We start from the raw sequence: 23104 nt of genomic DNA, 5'->3' as shown, positions 1-23104 counted from the left end.
GGGTGCACCGGCACAAACCGGCCGGATCAGGTTTCAGGGGGCGCTGAGTTCCGCCGCGATGTCCCGGGTCTGTTCGTAAAGGCGCCGGAACAATGCGTACGATCTGTCGTATTGCGGGTCGCTCTGTGCGGAGACGGACGTGGCTACCGGGTTCCATGTGGCAATGTCTTCGCGCTTTACCAGCCCGACCGCCAGCGCGGCCAGGAATGCGTCGCCATAGCTGGCACCGGTCGTTTTCTCGCAGACGATCTGGTCAATGCCCGTGATGTCCGACGTGGCCTGCAGCCAGAGCGCATTTTTCGTCCCGCCGCCGACGGCCAGCAGACGCGCGGGCTGCTGGCCGAGTTCGGCAAAGGTTTCGGTGACGTGCCGCGTGCCATAGGCGATACCTTCGATCAGCGCGCGGTACATGTCGCCGCGTGTGTGGGTCAGGTTCAGCCCAAAGAAGGCACCCTTGGCATTCACGTCGTGGATCGGCGTGCGCTCGCCTGAATAGTACGGAAGCATCAGCAGACCGTTTGCACCGGGCGGAGACGTGGCTGCCTCGGCTGCAAGGATGGGAAAAGCTTCTGCAGGGTCCAGATCGCGCGCGAGTTGGTCCCGGAACCAGTGGGTCAGTGTGCCGGACGTGGCCAGCCCCGCCATTGAGGCGTGTTCGCCTTCAAAGAGCCAGGGCGCATACCAGATACGCGGGTCGGCGACGCGGGTGGCTGCACGCAGGATGATGAAGATCGTGGAGCCATACATGACCATCATATCGCCGGGCCGGTCGACACCTACCGAAAACGCTTCTGCGGCGGCATCGATTGTGCCTGCGGTCACCGGCGTGCCCTCTGCGAGCCCGGTGGCGGCTGCCGCCTGAGCAGTGATCCGGCCCGCAATATCACCGGACCACAGCAGGCGCGGCAGTTTGTCGAGACCGATAATATCTGACGCGAGATCATCCACCCAGGCCTGAGTGGCCACATCATAAAGTGGCGAGAAATTGGCCGCCGTGTAGTGGTCAATCACAACCTCGCCCGTCAGCCGCTGCACCAGAAAACTTGTCGATGTCAGAATATGGGCGGTTTTCTCAAAGATCTCCGGCCGGTGGCGCTGCAGCCACAGGATTTTTGGCCCGACTGACTGCGAGGTCAGCGCATTACCGCAGCGTTCGATGATGGTTGTTTCGCCAATGCGGTCCGTCAGTTCACGCACCTCAGCCTCTGCGCGCCCGTCGACACCGTAAAGAACGCCGTTCATCAGGGGATTGCCCTCTGCGTCCACGGGAAGCATGCAGGGGCCTATTGCACTGCAGGCAACGGCGGCAATCTCGTCTGGGTCTGCGCCACTCTTATGCAGAACTCTCCGGCAGACATACACAAAATCGCCCCACCAGTCCTCTTCAGGCCGGTGTTCCGCCCAGCCTGGCTGCGGCACCAGCATTTTATGCCCGCGCGCAGCGCTGGCAATAATGTGGCCTGTTTCGTCCACAAGAACGCCCTTGGTTTCGTAGGTGCCGATGTCAATTCCGAGCGTCAGCGGCATCAGGTGCAGTCATCCCTGTTAAGTGAAAAATCGGGTCCGATACGGGCAATCGCGCGGTCCAGCATTTCTGTAAGGGCCACCAGATCGCTCAGGTCACAGATTTCGCGCGCGGAATGCGACGCGCGCATCGGATAGCCCATGTCGATGCAGGCCACGCCTTCGCCTTCGAGCTGGACATAGGACAGATCAGTCAGGATTCCGGTCTGGGCACTGCGCTGCAGGGGCATCCCGTGCTGATGTGCCGTCTCTTCCATCAACCGCACCAGCGCGGGATGCGGTATCACGCCGTTCAGCGTGCCGCGCCCGTGAAAGGAATAGAGGCTCATGCCTGCGCCGCCGCCCAGCTTCATGTCACCGCGATCCGCCATGTCGGGCGTATCGCTGGTCAGCATCAGATCGAGCTGGATGGCGATGTCCGGGGCGATCCTGCGGGCCATGGGCAGCACACCCCGCAGGTTGAATTCTTCCTGAACCGAGAACACCAGATGCACGGGCGGGCCGTCCGTGCGGCGGGAAAGGCTCCGGGCCAGTTCGATCAGAACAGCACATCCTGCACGGTCATCCACCGATGTGCCACAGACCCGGTCATCGCCCATCCGGGCCGCAGCGGGGCGGTAGACCACCGGCGTGCCGATCCGTATGCCGGCCGCTTCAACCTCTGCTGCAGAGGTCAGCCCGGTGTCCACGTAGAGCTCCGCATAGGGAAGGACGCGATACTTCTCCGCAGGCGGTGTTGCGTGATGACTTTTGTGCCCGATCACACCCGGCACATCCCGTCCCTCGCCAACACATATCAGCACATCCTGCGCCGGCAGCGCACGTTCCGGCACCCCGCCCAGACGCTCCAGCCACAGCAGGCCGTCGTCGCCGATGCGCCGGACGACAAACCCCAGCTGATCCAAATGCGCAAAGATCATCACGCGCGGTCCTGTTCCGGGAAAATAAGCCTCAAGATTACCCAGCCGGTCACTGCGGGTCGCGATGCCCTCGGCGTCCAGCCTGGCTGTCACTGCCCGCCTGACGCGGTCCTCATGACCCGACAGACCCGGCAACAGCATCAGGTCCATCAGATCGCGGCAAAGGCGCTCCTTCATGCGCGTGCCTTCCGGGCCAGCGCCATGAACGCGTTCGCGCGGTCCGGATCGACCGGGTTCCAGGTGTCACCATCCACCTTGAGCGACGAGCCGACGATACAGCCATCTGCGATGGACAGAACGTCAGCGATTGTTTCGTGTTTTACCCCGGTGTTTGCCATCACCGGCGTGTCAGGCAGAACGGCTTTGACCGCTTCGAGATCGGACAGTGCTGCAGCCTCGCCGGTGATCTGCCCGGAGACAAGTACCGCATCCGGGATTGAGGAAAACACTGCGCTGCGTGCGCGATCCGGCAAGGCACGGGCGTCAAGCGAATGCGCAAATTCAGCGCTCACATTGTAGAGCATCGCCATGTCGGACCGGCCCAGCCGGTCGCGGTAGCGCATGGCTTTTCCGGCATCCGGTGTCCAAGGGCCCATGTCAGAGGCATATGTGCCGGTGAAAATCTCGCGGACAAAGGCAGCACCGGTTGCGGCGCCAAGCGCTACGGACGACATCGGGTCCCACAGCACATTGACGCCGAATGGCACGGTGATTTCGCGGCGCAACGCCCCGATGATGGCGGCCATCGTTGCGGTGGAGGCAGTATCGACCGCGAACTCATAGGGGCGGTCATTTTCATTGCCGAACATTACCGCGTCAAACCCGGCGTCCTGCAGCGCTGTCAGATCAGCACGCGCTGCGGCGACAAGATCGGCGTCCGGATTATGAAGCGGAGAACCCGGCAGTGCACCCAGATGCACCATCCCGATCACCGGACGTGCGACGCCGAAGACCTGGCTGAATTTTGCCGTCATAACGTTCCTCCCTCACACAATCTTATGACCGGCGCCCTGTTCACGTAAAGCTTTACTGCGTTAAACTGCGCCCAACGCAAAGGGAGGCGGCAATGGGACTGAAGACACGTCACTGGGACAGGCTGGGCAACGGCGGGCTGACATTTACAGAGCTTGGGTTCGGGACGGCACCGCTGGGCAATCTCTACCGGGCGATCACGGACGAGGACGCACGCGCGACGCTTGACGCGGCCTGGGACGGCGGCGTGCGGTATTTTGATACGGCGCCGCTTTATGGTCTGGGGTTGTCTGAAACCCGGCTCAACCCGTTCCTGCGGGGAAAGCCACGGGATGAATATGTGCTGTCGACCAAGGTCGGGCGGCTGATCCAGCCGTGCGAAGCGGAACACCGCACCGGCGAGGGGAAATGGTTCGACGTCCCGCAGCGGCGTGAGCACTACGACTACACATATGACGGTATCATGCGCTCCTTTGAGCATTCGTTTTCGCGTCTTGGGGTGGACCGGATTGATATCCTCTACGTGCATGATCTCTGCGTCTTCAGTCACGGCTCCAAGGAAATCTCGGACATGCGGATCGGGGAATTCTTTGGCGGGCGTGGGTATGATGCGATGGTTTCACTGAGGGATCAGGGGGTCATCCGGGCGATCGGTGGCGGCATCAACGAGTGGGAGGTCTGCCAGACCCTTGCGGAACGTGGCGACTTTGACCTCTTTCTGCTGGCCGGGCGCTACACGCTCCTGGAACAGACAGCTCTCGACAGTTTTCTGCCACTCTGCGAGGCGCGCGGGATCGGAATTGTCACGGGCGGGCCCTACAACTCGGGCATTCTGGCGACCGGGGCGAAACCCGGTGCGTATTACAATTATGATCCCGCGCCGCAGGAGATCATGGACCGGGTGGATGCAATTGAAGCTGTCTGCCGGGACCATGGCGTGCGTCTGGTCGATGCGGCCTTTCATTTCCCGCTGATGCATCCCGCGCATGTGGCGGTTATTCCGGGGGGGCAGGGCGTGTCAGAAATGGCGGGTAATCTTGAGGCGGCACGGGCAGAGATACCCGGCGCGCTCTGGCAGGCGCTCAAGGAGAAAGGCCTGATGGACGAGCGGGCACCGGTATGAAGATCGATGCGCACCAGCATTTCTGGCAGCCTGCCCGCGGTGACTATGACTGGATGCCGCGCGACAATGCGGTTCTGAACAAGCCGTATTTTCCCGCCGACCTCGCACCGGTTCTGCGCCAGCATGACATTGCCGGAACCGTGCTGGTGCAGGCCGCCGCCACCGTGGCCGAGACGGAGTATATGCTGGGCCTTGCCGATGCGACACCTTTCATCCGGGGTGTTGTGGGGTGGATCGATTTCGAGAAACCTGCAGACAGGGCGCACCTGGAGCGGCTGGCACAGCATCCGAAGTTCCTCGGGGTGCGTCCGATGATCCAGGACATTCCGGACCCGGACTGGATGCTGCGCCTCGACATCGAATGGGCTTTTGAGGCTCTGTGTGATCTGGACCTGACATTTGATGCGCTTGGGTTCCCGGCGCACCAGAACAACTTTCTGACGCTGATCCGGCGCTATCCTTCGCTGCGGGTGGTGTATGATCACTGCATGAAGCCGCAGATCCGGGATCAGCAGGCGGGCAGGGACGCTTTTTCCGGCTGGGCTGAAGGCATTGCGCGGCTTGCGGGAGAGACACAGGGCTATTGCAAACTGTCAGGGCTTGTCACCGAGGCGGCTTCCGGCTGGACGCTGGACGACCTCAGACCATTTGCGGATCATGTGATCCGGGCATTTGGTCCGGACCGGGTGATGTGGGGATCTGACTGGCCGGTGTGCCGGCTGCAGGCAGAATACGGCGACTGGATGAGTATCGCACAAAAGCTGACGGCACATCTGAGCCGGTCAGAACAGGAGTGGATTTTCGGTCGGACCGCAACGCGGTTTTACCGGCTGGACTGAGCGTTGAGAAATTCGGTGACCCGCGCGGGGTCAATTGTGTCACGCCCGGCCTGATCCGACGACACATGCAGTGCGGCTGCGGCCTGCGCAAAAGGCAGCGCGGCCGGAATATCCGATCCACCGGCGACCCGGGCTGCCAGCGCACCGGCAAACATATCGCCCGCGCCATGGGTCGAGATGACGCTGACCGGGAAAGCAGGATAGCGTTTGTCTTCAAAGATGACGCCTTCGGACCCGAGCGTCACGAGGCGTGCAGGGCCGTCCGCCAGTCCCGTGTAAAACTCAGCCTCCACCCTGTTCACGATCAGCAGGTCGGTGTGTCTGGTCAATTCGCCGCTCAGCGCGCGTGCGGGGGCTGCGTTCAGCCAGACCTGCGCGCCAGCCTTTCTGGCCTTGCGCGCGACGGCGAGGTTAACCGTTTCCGGCAGTTCATTCTGCAGCAAGACAAGCGACACGCCTTCGGGAATATGGATACGCTCAGGGTCGGTATGTGCATTGGCACCGGTGACAATCACGGCACCATAGTCTCCCTGATCGTCGATGATGGCGGTGCTCATGCCGCTGGCACCCGGGTCTGTCTGCAGCTGGTCGAGGTTGAGACGGCCATCCCGCAACGTGTCGCGCAACATGTCCCCGAAACGGTCTGTGCCCGCGCATCCAGCGAAATGCACCCCGGCGCCCATCCGGCTGGCCGCGACCGCCTGGTTGCCGCCTTTGCCGCCAAAGATATACTGAACAGATTGCCCCGGCAGCGTTTCGTCAAGCCGGGGCAGACGGGGCGCCCGCACAACCACATCAAGATGCAGAGACCCGACAACCAGCAGGCTCATCTGAGCAGGGCGTCCTGAACGATCCGCATGGCTGTCGGCGCATCCTGGGATGCGACCGCCTGTTCCAGCGCTTCATTGTGTACCAGACCCTGTGCAATGCTGCGCAGTTTGGTCACAACGCCAATGTTGGTGCGGGCCTCTTCGACAGGATCGAGGCCGGAGTGATCGGGGAAGGTATCAAAATAGATCGTACCGTCGTATCCGGCGCGCTCCAGTTCGACCAGCAGCTCAACCGTCTGAACCGGGTGCACGGCGCCCACCATCAGCCCGTTGTCCCACTTGCCGTAGCCGTCGTTCAGATGAACGCCCAGGATGCGCGAATGACGTGCCACCAGAGCCGCTGCAAATGCGGGCATTTCGTCGGCGTAGAGCACATGAGCAAAGTCGAGAGTCACACCGGTGTTCGGCCGGTTGATGTCACGCAGTGCCAGCAAAGTCGTCGCGGCATCGGGCATCAGGGCAAAGGCGCGCGGCTCATTGGGTTTATATTCCAGCGCGATATCGAGGCCTGGATTATGGTCGGCCACCTCGGCCATGGCGGCCAGTGTGTGATCCCAGGCACGGGCGTAGTCCATCTGGAATGAGTAATCGAACCCGTCCTGCCCCATCCACAGGGTCATCAGACGCCCGCCCATTTCTGCCAGCACATCCAGGCCGCGCTTTGTCTCGTCGATGGCAGCCCGGCGGATGGCCGCGTCGGGGTGTGTGAAAGCGCCCAGTTTGTACCCCGGATCAGTGTAATAGCGCATGGCCATGCCATTGAGTTCCATACCGTTTTCCTCAAGCGCCGCAGTGAGGTCAGCCGGTGTGTCATCGACAAAATGATCCGGGTAATTGAGATCAGCGGCGTTCAGACCGGCGGTTGCAGCCCCGGCCAGAAGGTCGGCTGTTGTGATCTTGTTCTTTTGTGGCCAGTAGCGGTCAGCGCCGATCCTGAATGCGTTCAGACGAGCGGCGAAACGGGGAGTGGTGGCAGTATTCATATGCCTGAGCGTAGCAGGACCGCAGGGCCTCGCGCAATGAATTGCGTTATGGTCGCCAGGTGTGTTCTGGTTGCGCAAGGGGGCGGAAACCCTGCCAGATCGGGGGAGCGATGAAAACAACAGATGAACTCACGGCGCTGCGGCGGGATTTTCACAGGTTCCCGGAAACCGGGTTCCGCGAAGACCGCACAAAAGCGCGCGTGGCTGGTATCCTGCGCGACCTCGGAGTGGAAGTGCACGAAGGTGCTGGTGTTGTCGGTGTCCTGCGACGCGGTAACGGAAACCGAGCCGTCGCACTGCGGGCGGATATGGATGCGTTGCCGATCGCGGAAACAAGCGACCACGGGTACGTCTCGCAACATGAGGGCGTGATGCACGCCTGCGGGCATGATGGTCACATGACGATGCTGCTTGGGGCTGCTGTACAACTGGCACAGGACGCCGGATTTGACGGAACCGTCGTACTGATCTTTCAGCCGAATGAGGAACATGGCCTCGGCGCGCTCGCTATGATCGACGAGGGTGTCCTGGAACGTTTCCCGGTGGACGAGGTCTACGCAATTCACAACCTGCCGGGCATTCCGGTCGGCAAGGTGCTGACACGTCCGGGGCAGATATGCGCAAGCGAAAGCCTGTTTGAGATCGAAGTGACCGGGCAGGGCGGGCATGCATCCATGCCGCAAACCGGGCGTGACGCCATCACCATCGGCGCGGAAATTGTTCAGGCGCTGCAGACTATTGTCTCGCGCAAACTGGCACCGGGTGCCGGTGTCGTCGTCTCGGTGACGGAGTTTCTGACCGATGGCCAGCGAAACGTGCTGCCCGGGCGGGCAACGCTGAAGGGAGATGTGCGTGCGAGAACCCGGGAAGATCGCGAACAGACCGCCCGCCTCATGGCGCAGATTGCCGAAGGGATTGCGGCAGCACATGGCGCATCCGCCAGCGTTACGTTCAGAACGGAATTCATTGAAACGGTGAACGCAGATGAACCGGTCGCGGCGGTAGCACAGGCGGCACGCCGCCAGGGGCTGGACGTGGATGCGGATTGTGCCGCCATGAGCTTTTCAGAGGACTTCGCCCATTTCAGCGCCGCGGTGCCCGGGTGCTTTCTGCTGCTGGGCAACGGAGAAACGGGTGCGCACGCCCATCCGCTGCACGCCTCGGATTATGACTTCAACGACGCATTGTTGCCCGTCGGCGCGGCATTCTGGGCGCAGCTTGTGCGCGACAGGCTGCCGGTGCATCAGAGAAATACTGAAAGGGGGGCCGTATGAAACCGCTTATCCTCTCTGCCCCGTATCCCCGTACGCTCGAGCTGATCTTTGCGCCGGAAAAGCTGGACCAGCTTCATGCAACTTACGACGTGCTGGAAACAACGGATGACGCGCTGGCCTGCCTGCCGGATGAGGTTCTGGCCCGCGCGCGGTACATTCTGGGGCAGCCACCTTTGTCCGTGGAAACGCTCGAACGTCTGACGCAGTTGCGTGCGGTGCTGAATGTTGAATCCAACCTTCTGGACAACATGCCCTATGCCCGCCTGTTCGAACGCGGCATCCACGTTCTGACCACGGGTGCTGTTTTTGCGGTTCCTGTGGCTGAACTTGGTCTGGGCCTGGCGCTCGACCTCGCCCGGGGAATTTCGCAGGCCGACCAGGATTTTCAGCAGGGCCGCGAAAAATGGGGCGGCGATGGAAACGCGCAGTCACGTCTGCTGTCCGGCGCGCAGGTTGGTCTTATCGGTTACGGCGACCTAGGCCGGGCGCTGCGCCGCGTCCTGGCGGGCTTCGGTTGTCGGATCAGCGTCTATGACCCCTGGCTGCCGGGCTCCCTGCTGGAACAGGATGGCGTCGTACCGGCCTCGCTTGAGGATGTGGTCGCAGGATCTGACTTCCTGTTCGTCGTTGCCGCACAGACCTCAGAGAACCGCCATTTCCTGAACGCATCGACCTTTGCGCAGATGAAGAGGGGCGCTTCGTTCATTTTGCTGTCGCGCGCCGGTGTCGTTGATTTCGATGCGCTGGCAGAGGCGGTCCGGTCGGGTCACATCACGGCTGCCAGCGACGTTTTTCCCCAGGAGCCGATGCCGCCAGACCACCCGATCCGGCAGTTGCCAGGGTTCATCCGGTCCGCGCACCGGGCAGGTGCACTGGACATTGCCTTCAGGGGTATGGGTGAGATGGTTCTGGAGGATATGGCGCTGATGGACCAGGGGCTGCCACCCTTGCGCTGCAAAAGGGCGGAGCGTGAGACAGCGGCGCGGATGCAGTCAAAGCCGGTCGATCACAACTGAGCGGGATCGAGCCCCGGCGGTCAGGTGAACTTCCGGAAGAGTTTGGTGCGGTCAAAAATTTCCTCAAGCTCCTGCATCCGGTCGCGGGTGTTGTCCCAATCCAGCGTCTGCACTGCGGAAATCATGCTTTCGACCAGCAGCATCGTTGTGGCCGCCGAATCCCATGCGGATGGCACAATGATCCGGCTTGTCAGACTGATGTCAGCGAGTCTGTGAACCGGCGAGCGCCACTGATCGGTAAAAAGCACGATGCGCGCCCCGCGTGCCCGTGCCATCTCGGCCAGCCTGAGAGTGTTGTTCTCATAGCGGCGCACATCGAAAATAACGAAAACATCGCCTTCGGAGGCATCCAGCAGATAGTGCGGCCAGGTGTTCGAGGTCGACTGCACATGTGTCAGGTTCGGGCGGATCACCTGCAGGTGCATAAAAAGGTATTCGGCCAGCGTATGCGTGATCCGGCCCCCAGCAATATAAAGGTGTCTCTCGCGGTCAGCGACCAGCGCGCAGGCCTCATCAAACGCCGCCGGATCAATATGTGACAGCGTGTTGCGGATATTGTCGATCACGGCGTCTGTGAAACGGTTGAGAATGTGTTCAGAGGGGGCCGCGCCAGCCCAGGTTTCGTGCTTGGCAATCGGTCCCTTGGCAATGGCACCCAGTTCATCCCGCAGGTCCGCCTGAAAATCGGGATACCCCTTGTAGCCCAGTTTCTGCACCATTCTGGCCACCGTGGGCACGGATACGTTGGCGCCCTTTGCCAGTGCGGCGAGCGGTCCCAGACCGGACGCCGGGTAGTTTTCGAGGATCGACAGAGCGAGCTGCCGCTCCGCCCGTGTCAGCTCATCCAGCTTTTCCTGAATGCGGTCCGAAATCGTCCGGTTCTCGTCGGCCATCAGCAGCGCCTCGCAATTGGGCAAATAAATATCAGCACGGATCAGGGTGTGATAAATTTTTCACAATTGTGTTGACAGAACGTCGCCATGGCAAGACCTTTCCTGTGTGGGAGCTCTGATGAATCAGCTTGAATATGCGCAGGCCAATGCAAATGCAGATGTGCTGAATGCACAGGCAGCTTCTGCCGTTGTTCTGGTGTGCGAGCACGCAAGTTCAGAAATTCCGCATGAATTCAACGGTCTGGGGCTCGCAGATGAACACCGCAAAAGCCATGCAGCCTGGGATCCAGGTGCGGCTTCCGTCGCTGAGCATATGGCGGCAAAGATGGATGCAGTGCTGGTGGCAGCCCGGGTTTCGCGTCTGGTCTATGATTGCAACCGGCCTCCCGAAGCGCTGGATGCTATGCCGGCAAAAAGCGAAATCGTGGATATCCCCGGCAACCGCGGATTGTCCGACGCCCGCAAAGCGGAGCGGACAAAGCGATACTATCACCCCTTCCGGGCCGCCGTCGCAGACGCCCTGGCCGGTCGCCCCGATCCGGTTCTGATTACCGTGCACAGCTTTACACCCATATACCATGGGCGGCGCAGGGATGTGGAAATCGGCGTACTGCATGACAGGGACACCAGGCTCGCCGATGCACTGATTGAGCAGGCGGAAACTTCTGTGCCGCATGTCGTCCGGCGCAATGAGCCCTATGGCGCAGCGGATGGGGTCACACACACATTGCGCGAACATGCGCTGCCACGCGGTATTCTGAACGTCATGCTCGAAGTGCGGAACGACCTGATCGCGGATGCGGCAGCGCAGGCAAAGATGGCAGGCATCCTGTCAGACTGGCTCACCCGGGCGATCGGATCAGCGAGGGCCGCGGCATGCTGAGATATGCGCAGGGCTATATCCGCGTGATTGATGCGGTGAACTACCGGATCGGCCGGATCATGATGTACGGCATCTTTGTGATGATGGGCATTCTGCTGTGGTCGTCGGTATCCAAGACGTTCTTTGTCCCGTCGCTCTGGACGCTGGAAATGGCGCAGTTTGCCATGGTCGCGTACTATATGGTTGGCGGGCCCTATGCGATCCAGATGGGATCAAATGTGCGCATGGATCTGCTCTATGGCGAATGGTCCGACCGCCGCAAAGCTCAGACCGATGCGATCACCGTTCTGTTCTTGATCGTTTATCTGGTCTTCCTGCTCTGGGGCGGCTGGGAAAGTCTTATGTACTCTCTGAGCTACGGGGGGAACGCAGCCCTTCGGTCTGGCGGCCTTACCTCTGGCCCATCAAATCCATCATGGTTTTCGGGATTTTTCTGATGCTGCTGCAGGCCATTTCCGAGCTGCTGAAGGACATTCTGCGCATCAAAGGCCACGACATGGGAGAGAAGCTCTGATGTCGTATGAAGCGATTGCCCTTCTGATGTTCTCGTCAATGATGCTGATGCTGCTGACAGGGCAGCGGGTCTTTGGCGCCATCGGCTTTGTGGCTGTTATTGCGGCCTTCCTGCTCTGGGGGGATCGCGGCGGATACGATCTGGGCTTTGCTGCCGCAATCAAACTGATGAAATGGTATCCGCTGCTGACGCTGCCGATGTTCATTTTCATGGGCTACATCCTGTCGGAATCCAAAATCGCCGACGACCTCTACCGGATGTTCCATGTCTGGATGGGTGGGTTGTCGGGCGGGCTGGCGGTGGGCACGATCGGTCTGATGGTGCTGGTCTCAGCGATGAACGGCCTGTCGGTAGCGGGTATGGCGATTGGTGCCACGATTGCACTGCCGGAACTGCTGCGCCGCGGGTATGACAAGCTGATGGTTACCGGTGTGATCCAGGCGGGCTCGTCGCTGGGAATACTGGTCCCACCTTCGGTCGTTCTGGTTCTTTACGCTATGATCGCGCGCCAGCCTGTGGGCCAGCTGTGGCTCGCAGGCGTTGTGCCGGGGCTGATGATGGCCGCCATGTTCATCATCTACATCGTGATCCGCTGCCGGTTGAACCCGTCGCTGGGTCCTGTGCTGCCAGCCGAAGAGCGGGACATCCCGAGAGCCGAAAAACTGCGGCTGCTGGGCGCTGGTTTCCTGCCGCTTTTTATCTTCTTTGCGATGATGGTGCCGTTCGTAAATGGCTGGACATCTCTCGTGGAAAGTTCAGCCATCGGCGCCATCGCGGCCTTTGTTGCGGCGGTGTTCAAGGGGCGCATGACGCGTGAAGTTTTCGAGACGTCTGTGCGCAAAACGCTTGGTATCTCTTGCATGTTCATGTGGATCATCCTCGCAGCACTTGCCTTTGGCGCAGTCTTTGACGGGCTGGGCGCGGTGAAAGCCATCGAAAGCCTCTTCACAGAACGGCTGGGCCTCAGCCCCTGGATGATCCTGATCCTGATGCAGCTCAGCTTCATTCTGATGGGAACCTTCCTTGATGATACCGCGATGCTGGTGATTGTGGCGCCGCTCTATGTGCCGCTGGTCGGCGCGCTCGGGTTCGATCTGATCTGGTACGGTGTGCTTTACACGATCACCACGCAGATCGCCTATATGACGCCGCCCTTCGGGTATAACCTGTTCCTGATGCGCGCCATGGCGCCGCCCGAGATCACGCTGCGCGATATTTATGCCTCCATCCTGCCCTTTGTGCTGGTGATGGTGGTGGCGCTGGCGACGATCATGGTCTTCCCCGAAATCGCACTCTGGCTGCCGGGGTATGTCTATGGAAACTGAACAAAAAAGACCCCGTCAGGGGGCATCTGAGACGAGCAATTCACAGAGAGGATATCAAAATGACAACAAGACGTAAGTTTATTACCACCGCCGGACTTGGTGGCGCAGCAGCGCTGGCCAGCCCTGCAATCGTTCAGGCTCAGACAGCGATCAAGTGGCGTTTTCAGACCTATGCTGGTGCAGCGCTTGGCGAGCATGTGACAAAACCTGTGATCGACTACATCAACGCGAATGCCAATGGCGAGCTTCAGGTCGAACTCTTCTATGCGGACCAGATCGTGCCGACCGGCGAGCTTTTCCAGGCGCTGCAGCGCGGGACAATCGACGGGGTTCACTCTGATGACGACTCCATGGCGTCGCCCACACCGCTGCGGCAGTTCGGCGGCTATTTCCCCTTTGCCACCAAGCACATTCTCGACGTGCCGGTGCTCTTCAATCAGTACGGGCTGAAGGAGATCTGGGAAGAGGAATACGCGAAGGTCGGTGTGAAATGGCTGTCTGCAGCGGGTCAGGACCCCTGTAATTTCAACACCAAAAAGGAAATCACCAGCGTCGCGGATCTGGATGGTCTCAAGCTCTATACCTTCCCGACGGCGGGCCGGTTCCTGTCCAAATTTGGCGTCGTGCCGGTGAACATTCCTTACGAGGATGCCGAGGTTGCGGTGCAGACGGGTGAGCTGGATGGCATGGCGTGGTCGGGCATTACCGAGGACTACACCGTGGGCTGGGCTGATGTGACCGACTACTTCCTCACGAACAACATCTCCGGTGCCTGGATCGGCTCCTGGTTTGTGAACGAAGAGCGCTGGGCTGAACTGCCCGATCACCTGAAGTCGGTGGTGATGGCCGCGACCGAGGCGGGCCACACCTACCGCAACCAGTGGTACTGGGGTGGTGAGGCTGCTCTGCGCGCCAATGGTGACAAACTTGCGCTGCGGTCGGTACCTGCGGGCGAGTGGGCCGAGGTGGAGAACGCCGCCAAGGAATTCTGGGAAGAAGTGGCCCAGGAAGGCGAAGTGCACCAGAAGATCGTCAACATCTTCAAAGAGTACAACAGCGTGATCAATCAGGCTGGCGTGCCCTACAACTTCGAATAATAACACGACAACGATCAACAGGCGTCCCCGTTCTGCGGGGGCGCTTCCCGTTCAGAAAGGACCGCAGATATGCCCGGAAACCTGACTTTTGAAGCGCTGCGGAACGCCGTGCGAAACGGCACAATTGATACTGTGCTGGCCTGCTTTCCTGACATGCAGGGCCGGCTCATGGGCAAGCGGTTCCATGCGGTGAACTTTGTGGAGAGCTCTTTTGAAGAGACCCACTGCTGCAACTATCTGCTGGCCACCGATCTGGAAATGGCCACGCCAGAAGGCTACGCGGCATCCAGCTGGGAAAAGGGCTATGGCGACTACATCATGGCCCCGGACCTGAGCACGCTGCGGTTGCTGCCATGGCTGGAAGGCACTGCTATGGTGCTCTGTGACATCCTGGATCACCACACCCACAAACCTGTGCCGCATGCCCCGCGTCAGATGCTCAAGACGCAAGTGGCCCGGCTGAAAGAGCTTGGGCTTGATGCGATGATGGCCACCGAACTGGAATTTTTCCTGTTCGAACATTCGTTTGATGACATCCGGAAATCGGGCTTTCGCAATCTGTCTCCGATCAGCGGATATAATGAGGACTACGCGATCCTGCAGACAACCAAGGAAGAAGGTGTGATGCGGCCCATCCGCAACCATCTTTTCGGGGCGGGCCTGCCCGTTGAAAACTCCAAGGGCGAGGCCGAAACCGGTCAGGAAGAGCTGAACATCCGGTATGCGGCCGCGCTGGATTGCGCGGATCACCACACCATTGCAAAAAACGGCATCAAGGAAATCGCCTGGCAGAACGGTGTTGCCGCGACCTTTCTGCCCAAATGGCACCACAACAAGGTCGGCTCCTCCAGCCATGTGCATCAGTCACTGTGGCAAGACGGTCAGCCCGCGTTTTTCGATAAATCCGACGATCTGGGCATGTCGCAGCTGATGAAACACTACATGGCTGGCCTGATCGCCTATGCGCCGGATTACACGTTCTTTCTGGCCCCCTATATAAACAGCTACAAACGGTTTGCCAAAGGGACCTTTGCGCCCACCAAAACCGTCTGGTCGGTTGATAACCGTACGGCCGGTTTCCGGCTTTGCGGTGATGGCACAAAGGGCATCCGCGTTGAATGCCGTATCGGCGGGTCGGACCTGAACCCGTATCTGGCGCAGGCGGCGATGTTGGCGGCCGGGATCAGGGGTATTGAGGAGAAAATGCAGCTTGCGCCACCCACTTCAGGCGATGTGTACGACGCGGCGGACGCCCAGGACATACCCCAGACCCTGCGCGCGGCGACGGAAACGCTGCGCGGCTCGGCCTTTCTGCGCGAGGCAATGGGCGACGATGTGATCGACCATTACACCCGCTGTGCGGAATGGGAGCAGGAAGAGTTTGACCGCGTGGTGACCGACTGGGAAATCGCGCGCGGATTTGAAAGGGCCTGATGTGATCAGATGTATCTCGCCGGTTGACGGCTCGGTTTATGCTGAGCGCGATGTCCTGTCTGCGGCTGATGCGGCAGCGGCTGTAGGACATGCGCGCAATTCACAGGCGGAATGGGCCGCACGCCCGCTGGCCGAGCGCATTGAGCTGGTGATGGCCGGCGTCGCCGCGGTCGGCGCCATGAACGACGGGATCGTGCCGGAACTGGCATGGCAGATGGGCCGGCCCGTGCGCTATGGCGGTGAATTCGGCGGTTTCAACGAACGCGCGTCCTGGATGGCGGGTATCGCAGCGGAAGCGCTGGCCGATATCACGGTTGAGGACAGCGACGCATTCCGCCGGGTGATCAAACGCGTGCCGCATGGTGTGGTACTGGTCGTAGCCCCCTGGAACTACCCCTATATGACGGCGATCAACACCGTGGCTCCGGCCCTGATTGCGGGTAACGCGGTCATTCTGAAACATGCCAGCCAGACGCCGCTGGTGGGCGAGCGGATGGCTGCGGCTTTCCATGCCGCCGGTGTTCCTGCGGATGTGTTTCAGAACGTTTTTCTGGATCATGCCACTACGTCTGCGCTGATTGCAGCAAAGTCGTTCGGATTTGTGAATTTTACCGGCTCGGTCGCCGGCGGGCAGGCCATCGAGCGCGCCGCAGCGGGGACGTTCACGGGTGTGGGGCTTGAGCTAGGCGGCAAGGATCCGGGCTATGTCTGTGATGACGCGGATATCGGGGCGGCGGCCGAGACACTGATTGACGGCGCGATGTTCAATTCCGGTCAGTGCTGTTGCGGGATCGAACGGATTTATGTGGCTGAGCAGCACTTTGACGATTTTGTCGATCGGGCCGTCGAGATCGTGCGCGGCTACCGGTTGGGCAACCCGCTGGACGCGGAAACCACTCTCGGTCCGATGGCGCACAAGCGTTTTGCCGATGAGGTCCGCGCACAGACTGCCGAGGCTCTGGCACAAGGTGCCAAAGCACACATTGAAACTTTCCCGCAGGATGATGGCGGTGCCTGCCTGACCCCACAGATCCTGACAGATGTGACCCATGAAATGCGCGTGATGCGCGAGGAAAGTTTCGGGCCGGTTGTCGGGATCATGCCGGTGCGGGATGACGCGGAGGCGATCCGCCTGATGAACGACAGTACCTTCGGTCTGACCGCTTCCGTCTGGACCGCAGACGCCGCACGCGCAGAGGCCATCGCTGACCGGATCGAAACGGGCACTGTTTTTATGAACCGCGCAGATTACCTGGACCCCGGCCTCTGCTGGACCGGCTGCAAAGACACGGGCCGGGGCGGGGGCCTTTCTGTCATCGGTTATCACAATCTGACCCGTCCCAAATCCTACCATCTGAAAAAGGCGTAGAACATGTCGCTGACTGCCAACTGGTCATATCCCACCGCCGTACGCTTTGGCGCCGGCCGTATCTCCGAGATTGCCGGGGCCTGTGCGTCAGCTGGCATCAAACGCCCGCTGCTGGTCACAGATCGCGGGCTTGCGGACATGGCCATTACCACAAAAACGCTCAACCTGCTGGAGGCCGCAGGTCTGGGCCGCGCCATATTTGCTGATGTGGATCCGAACCCGAATGAGAAAAACGCGGCAGCTGGCGTGAAGGCCTTTCGTGATGGCGGGCACGACGGGGTTGTGGCCTTTGGTGGCGGCTCGGGGCTTGATCTGGGCAAAGTGGTCGCGTTTCAGGCGGGCCAGACCAGACCGCTCTGGGACTTTGAGGATATCGGCGACTGGTGGACCCGCGCAGACGCTGATGCCATTGCTCCCATCGTGGCGGTCCCAACCACGGCGGGCACCGGATCAGAGGTGGGGCGGGCCTCTGTTATCACCAATTCCGAAACCGAAGAGAAGAAGATCATTTTCCACCCCCGGATCCTGCCGGCGGTCGTGATCTGTGATCCGGAGCTCACCGTTGGCATGCCGCCTTTCATTACAGCGGGTACCGGGCTGGATGCCTTTGCGCACTGCGTCGAAGCCTACTGTTCACCACATTACCATCCGATGTCTCAGGGTATGGCGCTTGAAGGGATGCGGCTGGTCAGGGAGTACCTGCCCCGCGCCTATGCGGACGGCAGTGATCTGGAGGCGCGGGCGCATATGATGTCCGCCGCGGCCATGGGCGCCACGGCTTTCCAGAAGGGGCTGGGGGCCATTCATGCGCTCTCGCATCCGATCGGCGCGATTTATCATACGCATCATGGCACGACCAACGCGGTATGCATGCCTGCGGTTCTGCAGTTCAACAGACCAGCTGTTGAAGAAAAGATCGGGCAGGCGGCCCGGTACCTTGGCATTGATGGCGGCTTTGACGGTTTCTGTGCGTACGTTGATGCGCTGAATGACAGCCTGCAGGTGCCCAAATCCCTTGCTGCGCTGGGCATTGAGAACCCGGATATCGACCGCATCGTAGCCGGTGCCCTCGCGGACCCCAGCACCGGCGGCAATCCGGTGGAAATGACCGCTGACAACACGCGTGCGCTGTTGCTCGAAATTCTTTGATCCCGGGCGGGGCGTTATGGCGTCTGTGCGGGCAGCGCCCCGGACAGGATCTGCTGTCCGGTCCTCGTGTCTGCACCCGCTGGCCCGTCAGCGAGCGAACCCGCACCGCTCGCCAGGTGACGCACGAGCTGCGGCGCGGCCGCGCTGGTACCGCTGACTGCGACACGGCTGCCCGACCGCGAGCCTGCGGCCAACAGACCACGCAACACCGCAGACCGGTCCCCTGGCGCACTGACGTCGATGTCTTCGGAGGCGTTATCCAGTGGTGCAGCTGAATAATCTGCTGGGGCCACCGTTCCCGCAGTGGAGGACAACGCACCGACAACAGAAACCTGGTGTCCGTCTGTTGCCGTGGCGATGGCATTCAGGTTTCCCGAGCGGCGCACGACCGACGGTGCCGTGTCGCTGTCATTGAGAACAGGGTGTCCGGACGGATGACGCGCGCGGTACTCCGGGTCGATGAAGTAGCTTTGCCTGCCCGTGTCCGTGAACCCGACAGGCACATCGTCGCGCAGCACCCAGGCATCAATCCGGTAGGGCGTGCTGGCTTCATGCATGACAGAGATCTGCCAGCTGCCGGATGGCGCCACCTGCCGTTGCTGATGGCCCGGGTCGGTGCCGTCAAGCGCGAGGGTGAGCACGACAATACCGTCAGGATGGCGCCAGACAGACAGCCGTCCGATCACTGTGCCATCTCTTTCGAGCAAACGGATATTCTCCAGCGTTCTGCCCACCGTGGGGAGCACCATTGTCTCAATCGGGGTGTCCGCGCCGGCGGGCTGCAGGCGGATGGTGACATTCATCGGCTCCAGCAGCGGCGGTGCTTCCGGCGCCATTCGGATCTCAAGAAAATTTGACGTCGGATCAGCCGGTTGCAGCTGCCAGGTCAGGTTGAGTGACGCGCTGCCCGGCAGGCTGCGGGCATGGCCCTGACTGAGGTTGTTGTTGCCCGCCGCGACGACCACACGGAATTCGGCGTCAGGCACGCCCATCCTGTTTTCGATCTGTGTGCGGTGACGCTCTGCGACGCGGGCGATGGTCTGTTCAAGGCGGTGCAGTCCGGCGCGGGGTCCGCCTGTCAGCCCAAGGCTGAAATTGACGATGACCGGCACGACTGCACCACGCTGGTCCATCAGCCGCCGGGCGCGGTCGGCGATGTATTCCAGACCCAGGGCGAAGGGGAGCGCAAGCATCGAGCCCGCGGTTTCCCGCGTGACAGCCGGCGGAAGCGAGACAGCAATAACCGGGAGGGTGTCGCCCGCAGGGTCGTGAGGGTCGAACCCAGCGGCCAGATCCAGAACATGCGTGCCGTGACTGACCCGCTGGCTCAGCGGGCTGAAGGCCGGATCCGCGGGGTCGTCGCCCATCAGACGCAGCAGGGCGTCTTCGTCACCGCCTGTCTCGGCAAGTGCCTCTTCGATATCGGCCTGCAGCCATTCACGTCCGAACGGCAGCCGGTCGTCGCGGCGCGCAGCACCCTGCAGCCAGGCGCCGGCGATCCGCGACCCGGACGTGCGGTGCCGGAAACGCTCATGAAAAATGTTGATGCCGTGATCAATGATACCAACAATGGCTGTTGGTTGCGGCAGCGGGTGGTTCGGGTTGCGCGATCGGGGGGATCCGATGCCGGTGCGCCTGCGCAGTTCCTCTGCGGGCAGCGCTGCGTCGCCGCGCAGTGGCAGCACAAAGACCCGCGGATCGTCAAAGTCATCCTGCAGAGGCTGCAACAGATCAGCGAGCGCATCCGCGCCAAAAGCAAGCTGTGCAGGATTGTCGCCTGTCGCCGGGTTTTCGACCCGGAGTGCGCGCCACGAGTCCCGCACGTCGGGCCGGAACCCTTGGGGGTTCATCGGCATGGAAAAGAGCGTTGCGGCACCGGCGCCACCGGTTCTCAGAAAAGGACTGTCGCGGCGGAAGAGCCACGCGCTGACAGGTTCGAGGCGCGGATGGAATACATCCTCGCCGGGGTCTTCAATCCACTGCCAGGCCATCTCAAAGGGCCCATTCGCTGATCGCATCGGTCCAGACGTTTGCCAGCAGCGGCGACAGATCTGTCCCTGCACTGCCGGGCAACTCTTCGATGATCGCGGCACCTTCGGAGGTCACCGGAAGCTGACGCACGCCGTCGTGCCAGACCCGCGTGGTGAAAAAGTCCTCGGTGCCGATGCCCGGACCGCTGAAGCGCAGAGGCTGGACCGTATCCAGCTGACCCGCACGGGCCGCGATTGCATCGGCAATTGCCATGCCGAGCACAGCGCCCGCGTAACTGTCCGCGGGGAAATGCACACCGGCCACCGTCCGGTTGACGGCGATGCGGGCGGCCATGTGCATCAGCTGGCTGTCGGTCCCGGGTGCTGCTGTCGCAAAGCGTGTCAGCGTGGATGCAACGGCAAAGGCCTCTGTCGCGTGGCCGCTGGGCAGGCTGGAATGGGTAGGGGTCGGGATGATCGGCTGTATCTGCGGCGACAGCGCCACGGGTCTGTGGCAGGCCAGGATGTGTTTGCACTGCTGGGCTGCATGCGTCGCACAGTCCTGCGCCAGCACCAGCAGTTTCAGCGTGGCGGGATGTTTACCGGCTTCCAGTCCGGCAATGTGCGTATAATAGCCGATTGTCCCGGCAGTCTGGTCCGTGATTTCGGAAATGCGGTCGGGCCGAAGATCGGCGTAATCGTGCACCATGCGGGCCTGAGCTGCGAAATCTTCCGCTGACGGCGCGCGCATGTCGACCAGCGGAGCGGCAGTGAATTCAGGCGACGTACCCGAAGGGTTCGTCTGATCGAGGAGGTAAACGATTGCAGCACCGTTGTCCGGGTCAGCGGCATAGGACAGGCGCGAGAGCATTTCATTGGAGAGCACGATCTGCTGGCTCTGCGCGCCCCAGAGATCCAGATGGCCGGGGTCTGCAATGCTGCGAGGTGTGGCGGCAGCGCTGCCCTGCCAGAGCCCGGCGATACCGTCGTGAGCGGTGATATATCCCACCGGTGAGGCCGCGGCCTGGGTTCCCAGTGACTGCAGACTTTGCAGAGACTGAAGGGATTGCAGCGACTGAAGAGACTGCAGTGACTGCAGGGATTGCAAAGACTGAAGAGACTGAAGGGATTGCAGAACCGGCATAAAATATCCTTTGTTGAATTCAGTTGACCGGGACACCGGCATGTCTGAGCGCATCGGTCCAGACCTGACTGACAGTGCTCTGCCCGGCCGGGTGGTTGCGCTGATAATCTGATACCCTGAGACCGGGATCGAGCCGCATCAGTTCGCCTGCGGCTTTGCGGGCTTCGTCCTCCCGGCCTGCCAGCTGCAACCCGATCACCCGGCATCTGTGTGCCGACAGATGCAGCGGATTGTGCCGCAGCGATGCTTCGGCCATTTCAACCGCTTCGTCATAGCGGCCACCGGCCACATAGCTGCCAGCGCTCAGCGTCTGGAAGAACGGTCTGCGCGGGTCACGCGGCGAGAGCAGAAACGCCCTGTCCGTCAGGGCGACAGCCGCATCCCCGCCACCGGTGAAGGTTTCCAGAACTGCGTTGAGCTGTGAGATGAAGGCACTGCTCGGGTTGATCTCGCGTGCGGCGTCGAACCTCTGGCGCGCGACACTGAAATCGTTCTTGAGGATTGTGCGGATATTGCCGTCTATGGCGAGGGAGAGCGCGCATGTGGCGTTCAGGTCCAGAGCATTCCGGATCGCGTTCTGCGCCTTCAGCTCGTCCGCTGCAACGTCGTCACTCCATTTCTGATAAATCCTCAGAAGGTGCCACTGTGCTAGCCAGGCACGCGGGACAGGATGGGCAGGGCACCTTTCGATGACCGCTTCAAGCTGTGCTGCCGCGCGGTGAAAGTGTCGCTTTTCAAAAGAATGCATCAACGCCACCGCGGACAGCATCAGCGTATGCGCGTCCAGCTCCGGCAGTGGCGTGCTGGATCCGGCGGCAATGGAGCGGGACATGATGGTCCGCAGGGCCTGCCCGGCGATCTGATTGGTCAGAAAGTCCTCGCCGGCCAGAAAGTCGGCCAGGTCGATCCTCTGGCGGTCGGACCACATGACCCGGTGATCGCTGGCGTCTGTGAGGGTGGCGTCTACGGTCAGCGTATTGCCATGCTGGCGGCACTGACCGGTAAGGATGAATTCCGCGGTCGCGTCCGGCAGAACCTGCGGATCAGAGAGGGCGCGGCTGGAGAAATGGGAAATCGCGTCAATCAGTTGCGACCGCGCGAAATGACCGGTCAGCTCCTGCGCAAGCGCATCTCCGATCCCCATCGGACGTGGCGTCGCCGTTTCAACAAAGGGGCAGACGATAATCCGCGGCAGGACTGCAGCCGGTGGTGCGGCGACAGCCACTCGCCCGGGCGGTGCGTCTGTCTGGCGCTGGTCGCGCAGCCAGTCTTCGAAACCTTCTTCTGCGAGGTCGATCCCTTCGAGGAAAACGCCCGGCACGTTGTTCTCAATCCTCGAGGCTTCCGGAAGCAGGCCGACAGTATCCCGGTCGGTGCAGAACACTGCATCAAAATCCGCCCCACACGTCTGGCGCAGGGCGTGCAGTAGCTGGCGCAGATTGGCGCGGGAGCGTTCCGGCGCGCTGTCTGACCATAAAACACCGGCCAGCCAGTTGCGGCTGCGGCGCAGGCCCGGAGCTGTGGCCAGAAGCGCAATCAGGGCGATGTTGCGCGGGCCGGTGATCTGCGTGACGGCAGCGCCGCTGAGCTCCACGACAGGGGCACCGTACAGCCTGATGCTGAGACAGATATCCGGGTCATCTGACGCCATCGCACGCTTTCCCACACCAGCGGGTACACCCGGCTGGCAGCAGGGGACCGGCCGTCCGGGGACACGCTCTCCACGCCTCGCAGCATGTGGCAAAAGGTCTGTGAAAACAAGTTCGGCGGCATGCCGGATGACCCGTGTCTCCGGGCGACGGCGGCGCTTTGACAGCATGGCGATACGTGCAGGCAGGTTCATGT

Annotated in this window: 19 protein-coding genes and 1 pseudogene; 11 read left to right on the top strand and 9 right to left on the bottom strand. The window is 61.4% G+C overall.

Going from position 1 to position 23104, the window contains the following annotated elements:
* Positions 1-33 precede the first annotated feature (33 nt).
* From ACZ1HA_RS12505 to ACZ1HA_RS12495, 3 genes are read right to left on the bottom strand one after another with little or no spacing between them, the layout of a single operon-like run.
* Positions 34-1527 carry an FGGY-family carbohydrate kinase gene (locus ACZ1HA_RS12505; protein ID WP_472714100.1) on the bottom strand — a complete coding sequence of 498 codons (1494 nt, stop codon included), beginning with the start codon at positions 1525-1527 and terminating at the stop codon, positions 34-36.
* Positions 1527-2621, bottom strand: coding sequence for a M42 family metallopeptidase (locus ACZ1HA_RS12500; RefSeq protein ID WP_472714099.1), 1095 nt, complete (start codon positions 2619-2621; stop codon positions 1527-1529). Before ACZ1HA_RS12500 ends, ACZ1HA_RS12505 begins: the two co-directional genes overlap by 1 nt.
* On the bottom strand, positions 2618-3418 hold the full coding sequence (locus ACZ1HA_RS12495; RefSeq protein WP_472714098.1) for a BtpA/SgcQ family protein: 801 nt from the start codon (positions 3416-3418) through the stop codon (positions 2618-2620). Before ACZ1HA_RS12495 ends, ACZ1HA_RS12500 begins: the two co-directional genes overlap by 4 nt.
* A gap of 92 nt (positions 3419-3510) precedes the next feature.
* Between ACZ1HA_RS12495 and ACZ1HA_RS12490 the strand changes: the two genes are divergently transcribed.
* Both ACZ1HA_RS12490 and ACZ1HA_RS12485 read left to right on the top strand, forming a co-directional pair.
* On the top strand, positions 3511-4539 hold the full coding sequence (locus ACZ1HA_RS12490; protein ID WP_472714097.1) for an aldo/keto reductase: 1029 nt from the start codon (positions 3511-3513) through the stop codon (positions 4537-4539).
* On the top strand, positions 4536-5378 hold the full coding sequence (locus ACZ1HA_RS12485) for an amidohydrolase family protein (RefSeq protein ID WP_472714096.1): 843 nt from the start codon (positions 4536-4538) through the stop codon (positions 5376-5378). The genes ACZ1HA_RS12490 and ACZ1HA_RS12485 overlap by 4 nt, the downstream gene beginning before the upstream one ends.
* Here ACZ1HA_RS12485 and ACZ1HA_RS12480 read toward each other — a convergent pair.
* Positions 5363-6208, bottom strand: coding sequence for a PfkB family carbohydrate kinase (locus ACZ1HA_RS12480; RefSeq protein ID WP_472714095.1), 846 nt, complete (start codon positions 6206-6208; stop codon positions 5363-5365). The two genes, ACZ1HA_RS12485 and ACZ1HA_RS12480, sit on opposite strands and share 16 nt — an antisense overlap.
* Positions 6205-7191 carry a sugar phosphate isomerase/epimerase family protein gene (locus ACZ1HA_RS12475; protein ID WP_472714094.1) on the bottom strand — a complete coding sequence of 329 codons (987 nt, stop codon included), beginning with the start codon at positions 7189-7191 and terminating at the stop codon, positions 6205-6207. Before ACZ1HA_RS12475 ends, ACZ1HA_RS12480 begins: the two co-directional genes overlap by 4 nt.
* A gap of 110 nt (positions 7192-7301) precedes the next feature.
* Between ACZ1HA_RS12475 and ACZ1HA_RS12470 the strand changes: the two genes are divergently transcribed.
* Both ACZ1HA_RS12470 and ACZ1HA_RS12465 read left to right on the top strand, forming a co-directional pair.
* Positions 7302-8465, top strand: coding sequence for an amidohydrolase (locus ACZ1HA_RS12470; protein WP_472714093.1), 1164 nt, complete (start codon positions 7302-7304; stop codon positions 8463-8465).
* Positions 8462-9481 carry a hydroxyacid dehydrogenase gene (locus tag ACZ1HA_RS12465; protein WP_472714092.1) on the top strand — a complete coding sequence of 340 codons (1020 nt, stop codon included), beginning with the start codon at positions 8462-8464 and terminating at the stop codon, positions 9479-9481. Before ACZ1HA_RS12470 ends, ACZ1HA_RS12465 begins: the two co-directional genes overlap by 4 nt.
* Positions 9482-9501: 20 nt before the next feature.
* Here ACZ1HA_RS12465 and ACZ1HA_RS12460 read toward each other — a convergent pair whose 3' ends face one another.
* Positions 9502-10374, bottom strand: a complete 873-nt coding sequence (locus ACZ1HA_RS12460) for a MurR/RpiR family transcriptional regulator (RefSeq protein ID WP_472714091.1) — start codon at positions 10372-10374, stop codon at positions 9502-9504.
* A 118-nt stretch (positions 10375-10492) separates the two neighbouring features.
* On the opposite strand from ACZ1HA_RS12460, the gene ACZ1HA_RS12455 reads away from it, so the two are divergent.
* From ACZ1HA_RS12455 to ACZ1HA_RS12425, 7 genes and pseudogenes are all read left to right on the top strand, one after another.
* Positions 10493-11257 carry an N-formylglutamate amidohydrolase gene (locus ACZ1HA_RS12455; protein ID WP_472714090.1) on the top strand — a complete coding sequence of 255 codons (765 nt, stop codon included), beginning with the start codon at positions 10493-10495 and terminating at the stop codon, positions 11255-11257.
* Positions 11251-11771 (top strand): annotated as a pseudogene (locus ACZ1HA_RS12450) (TRAP transporter small permease subunit). The gene ACZ1HA_RS12455 and the pseudogene ACZ1HA_RS12450 overlap by 7 nt, the downstream one beginning before the upstream one ends.
* Positions 11771-13096, top strand: a complete 1326-nt coding sequence (locus ACZ1HA_RS12445; RefSeq protein WP_472714089.1) for a TRAP transporter large permease — start codon at positions 11771-11773, stop codon at positions 13094-13096. The pseudogene ACZ1HA_RS12450 and the gene ACZ1HA_RS12445 overlap by 1 nt, the downstream one beginning before the upstream one ends.
* Positions 13097-13155: 59 nt before the next feature.
* Positions 13156-14193, top strand: a complete 1038-nt coding sequence (locus ACZ1HA_RS12440) for a TRAP transporter substrate-binding protein (RefSeq protein WP_472714088.1) — start codon at positions 13156-13158, stop codon at positions 14191-14193.
* Between the two features lie 69 nt (positions 14194-14262).
* Entirely contained in the window at positions 14263-15627 is a 1365-nt protein-coding gene (locus ACZ1HA_RS12435; protein ID WP_472714087.1) for a glutamine synthetase family protein, read from the top strand.
* A gap of 1 nt (position 15628) precedes the next feature.
* Positions 15629-16996, top strand: coding sequence for an aldehyde dehydrogenase family protein (locus ACZ1HA_RS12430; RefSeq protein WP_472714086.1), 1368 nt, complete (start codon positions 15629-15631; stop codon positions 16994-16996).
* A 3-nt stretch (positions 16997-16999) separates the two neighbouring features.
* Positions 17000-18145, top strand: a complete 1146-nt coding sequence (locus ACZ1HA_RS12425; RefSeq protein ID WP_472714085.1) for an iron-containing alcohol dehydrogenase — start codon at positions 17000-17002, stop codon at positions 18143-18145.
* A 14-nt stretch (positions 18146-18159) separates the two neighbouring features.
* On the opposite strand, the gene ACZ1HA_RS12420 is transcribed toward ACZ1HA_RS12425, so the two are convergent.
* From ACZ1HA_RS12420 to ACZ1HA_RS12410, 3 genes are read right to left on the bottom strand one after another with little or no spacing between them, the layout of a single operon-like run.
* A complete protein-coding gene (locus ACZ1HA_RS12420; RefSeq protein WP_472714084.1) occupies positions 18160-20163 on the bottom strand; it encodes a S8/S53 family peptidase in 2004 nt (667 codons plus the stop codon).
* Positions 20138-21259, bottom strand: coding sequence for a phosphatase PAP2 family protein (locus ACZ1HA_RS12415; RefSeq protein ID WP_472714083.1), 1122 nt, complete (start codon positions 21257-21259; stop codon positions 20138-20140). The genes ACZ1HA_RS12420 and ACZ1HA_RS12415 overlap by 26 nt, the downstream gene beginning before the upstream one ends.
* Positions 21260-21278: 19 nt before the next feature.
* On the bottom strand, positions 21279-23102 hold the full coding sequence (locus ACZ1HA_RS12410) for a hypothetical protein (RefSeq protein ID WP_472714082.1): 1824 nt from the start codon (positions 23100-23102) through the stop codon (positions 21279-21281).
* Positions 23103-23104: the final 2 nt, after the last annotated feature.

It is taken from the genome of Roseobacter sp. S87, from assembly GCF_055693285.1.
Note: the sequence above shows the minus strand (reverse complement) of the source record. Positions and strands in the feature narration are given on the sequence as shown.

Coding starts and splice junctions, on each gene's coding strand:
- ACZ1HA_RS12505 (WP_472714100.1), bottom strand. CDS start 1,527: ATGCCGCTGACGCTCGGAATTGACATCGGCACCTACGAAACCAAGGGC.
- ACZ1HA_RS12500 (WP_472714099.1), bottom strand. CDS start 2,621: ATGAAGGAGCGCCTTTGCCGCGATCTGATGGACCTGATGCTGTTGCCG.
- ACZ1HA_RS12495 (WP_472714098.1), bottom strand. CDS start 3,418: ATGACGGCAAAATTCAGCCAGGTCTTCGGCGTCGCACGTCCGGTGATC.
- ACZ1HA_RS12490 (WP_472714097.1), top strand. CDS start 3,511: ATGGGACTGAAGACACGTCACTGGGACAGGCTGGGCAACGGCGGGCTG.
- ACZ1HA_RS12485 (WP_472714096.1), top strand. CDS start 4,536: ATGAAGATCGATGCGCACCAGCATTTCTGGCAGCCTGCCCGCGGTGAC.
- ACZ1HA_RS12480 (WP_472714095.1), bottom strand. CDS start 6,208: ATGAGCCTGCTGGTTGTCGGGTCTCTGCATCTTGATGTGGTTGTGCGG.
- ACZ1HA_RS12475 (WP_472714094.1), bottom strand. CDS start 7,191: ATGAATACTGCCACCACTCCCCGTTTCGCCGCTCGTCTGAACGCATTC.
- ACZ1HA_RS12470 (WP_472714093.1), top strand. CDS start 7,302: ATGAAAACAACAGATGAACTCACGGCGCTGCGGCGGGATTTTCACAGG.
- ACZ1HA_RS12465 (WP_472714092.1), top strand. CDS start 8,462: ATGAAACCGCTTATCCTCTCTGCCCCGTATCCCCGTACGCTCGAGCTG.
- ACZ1HA_RS12460 (WP_472714091.1), bottom strand. CDS start 10,374: ATGGCCGACGAGAACCGGACGATTTCGGACCGCATTCAGGAAAAGCTG.
- ACZ1HA_RS12455 (WP_472714090.1), top strand. CDS start 10,493: ATGAATCAGCTTGAATATGCGCAGGCCAATGCAAATGCAGATGTGCTG.
- ACZ1HA_RS12445 (WP_472714089.1), top strand. CDS start 11,771: ATGTCGTATGAAGCGATTGCCCTTCTGATGTTCTCGTCAATGATGCTG.
- ACZ1HA_RS12440 (WP_472714088.1), top strand. CDS start 13,156: ATGACAACAAGACGTAAGTTTATTACCACCGCCGGACTTGGTGGCGCA.
- ACZ1HA_RS12435 (WP_472714087.1), top strand. CDS start 14,263: ATGCCCGGAAACCTGACTTTTGAAGCGCTGCGGAACGCCGTGCGAAAC.
- ACZ1HA_RS12425 (WP_472714085.1), top strand. CDS start 17,000: ATGTCGCTGACTGCCAACTGGTCATATCCCACCGCCGTACGCTTTGGC.
- ACZ1HA_RS12420 (WP_472714084.1), bottom strand. CDS start 20,163: ATGCGATCAGCGAATGGGCCCTTTGAGATGGCCTGGCAGTGGATTGAA.
- ACZ1HA_RS12415 (WP_472714083.1), bottom strand. CDS start 21,259: ATGCCGGTTCTGCAATCCCTTCAGTCTCTTCAGTCTTTGCAATCCCTG.
- ACZ1HA_RS12410 (WP_472714082.1), bottom strand. CDS start 23,102: ATGAACCTGCCTGCACGTATCGCCATGCTGTCAAAGCGCCGCCGTCGC.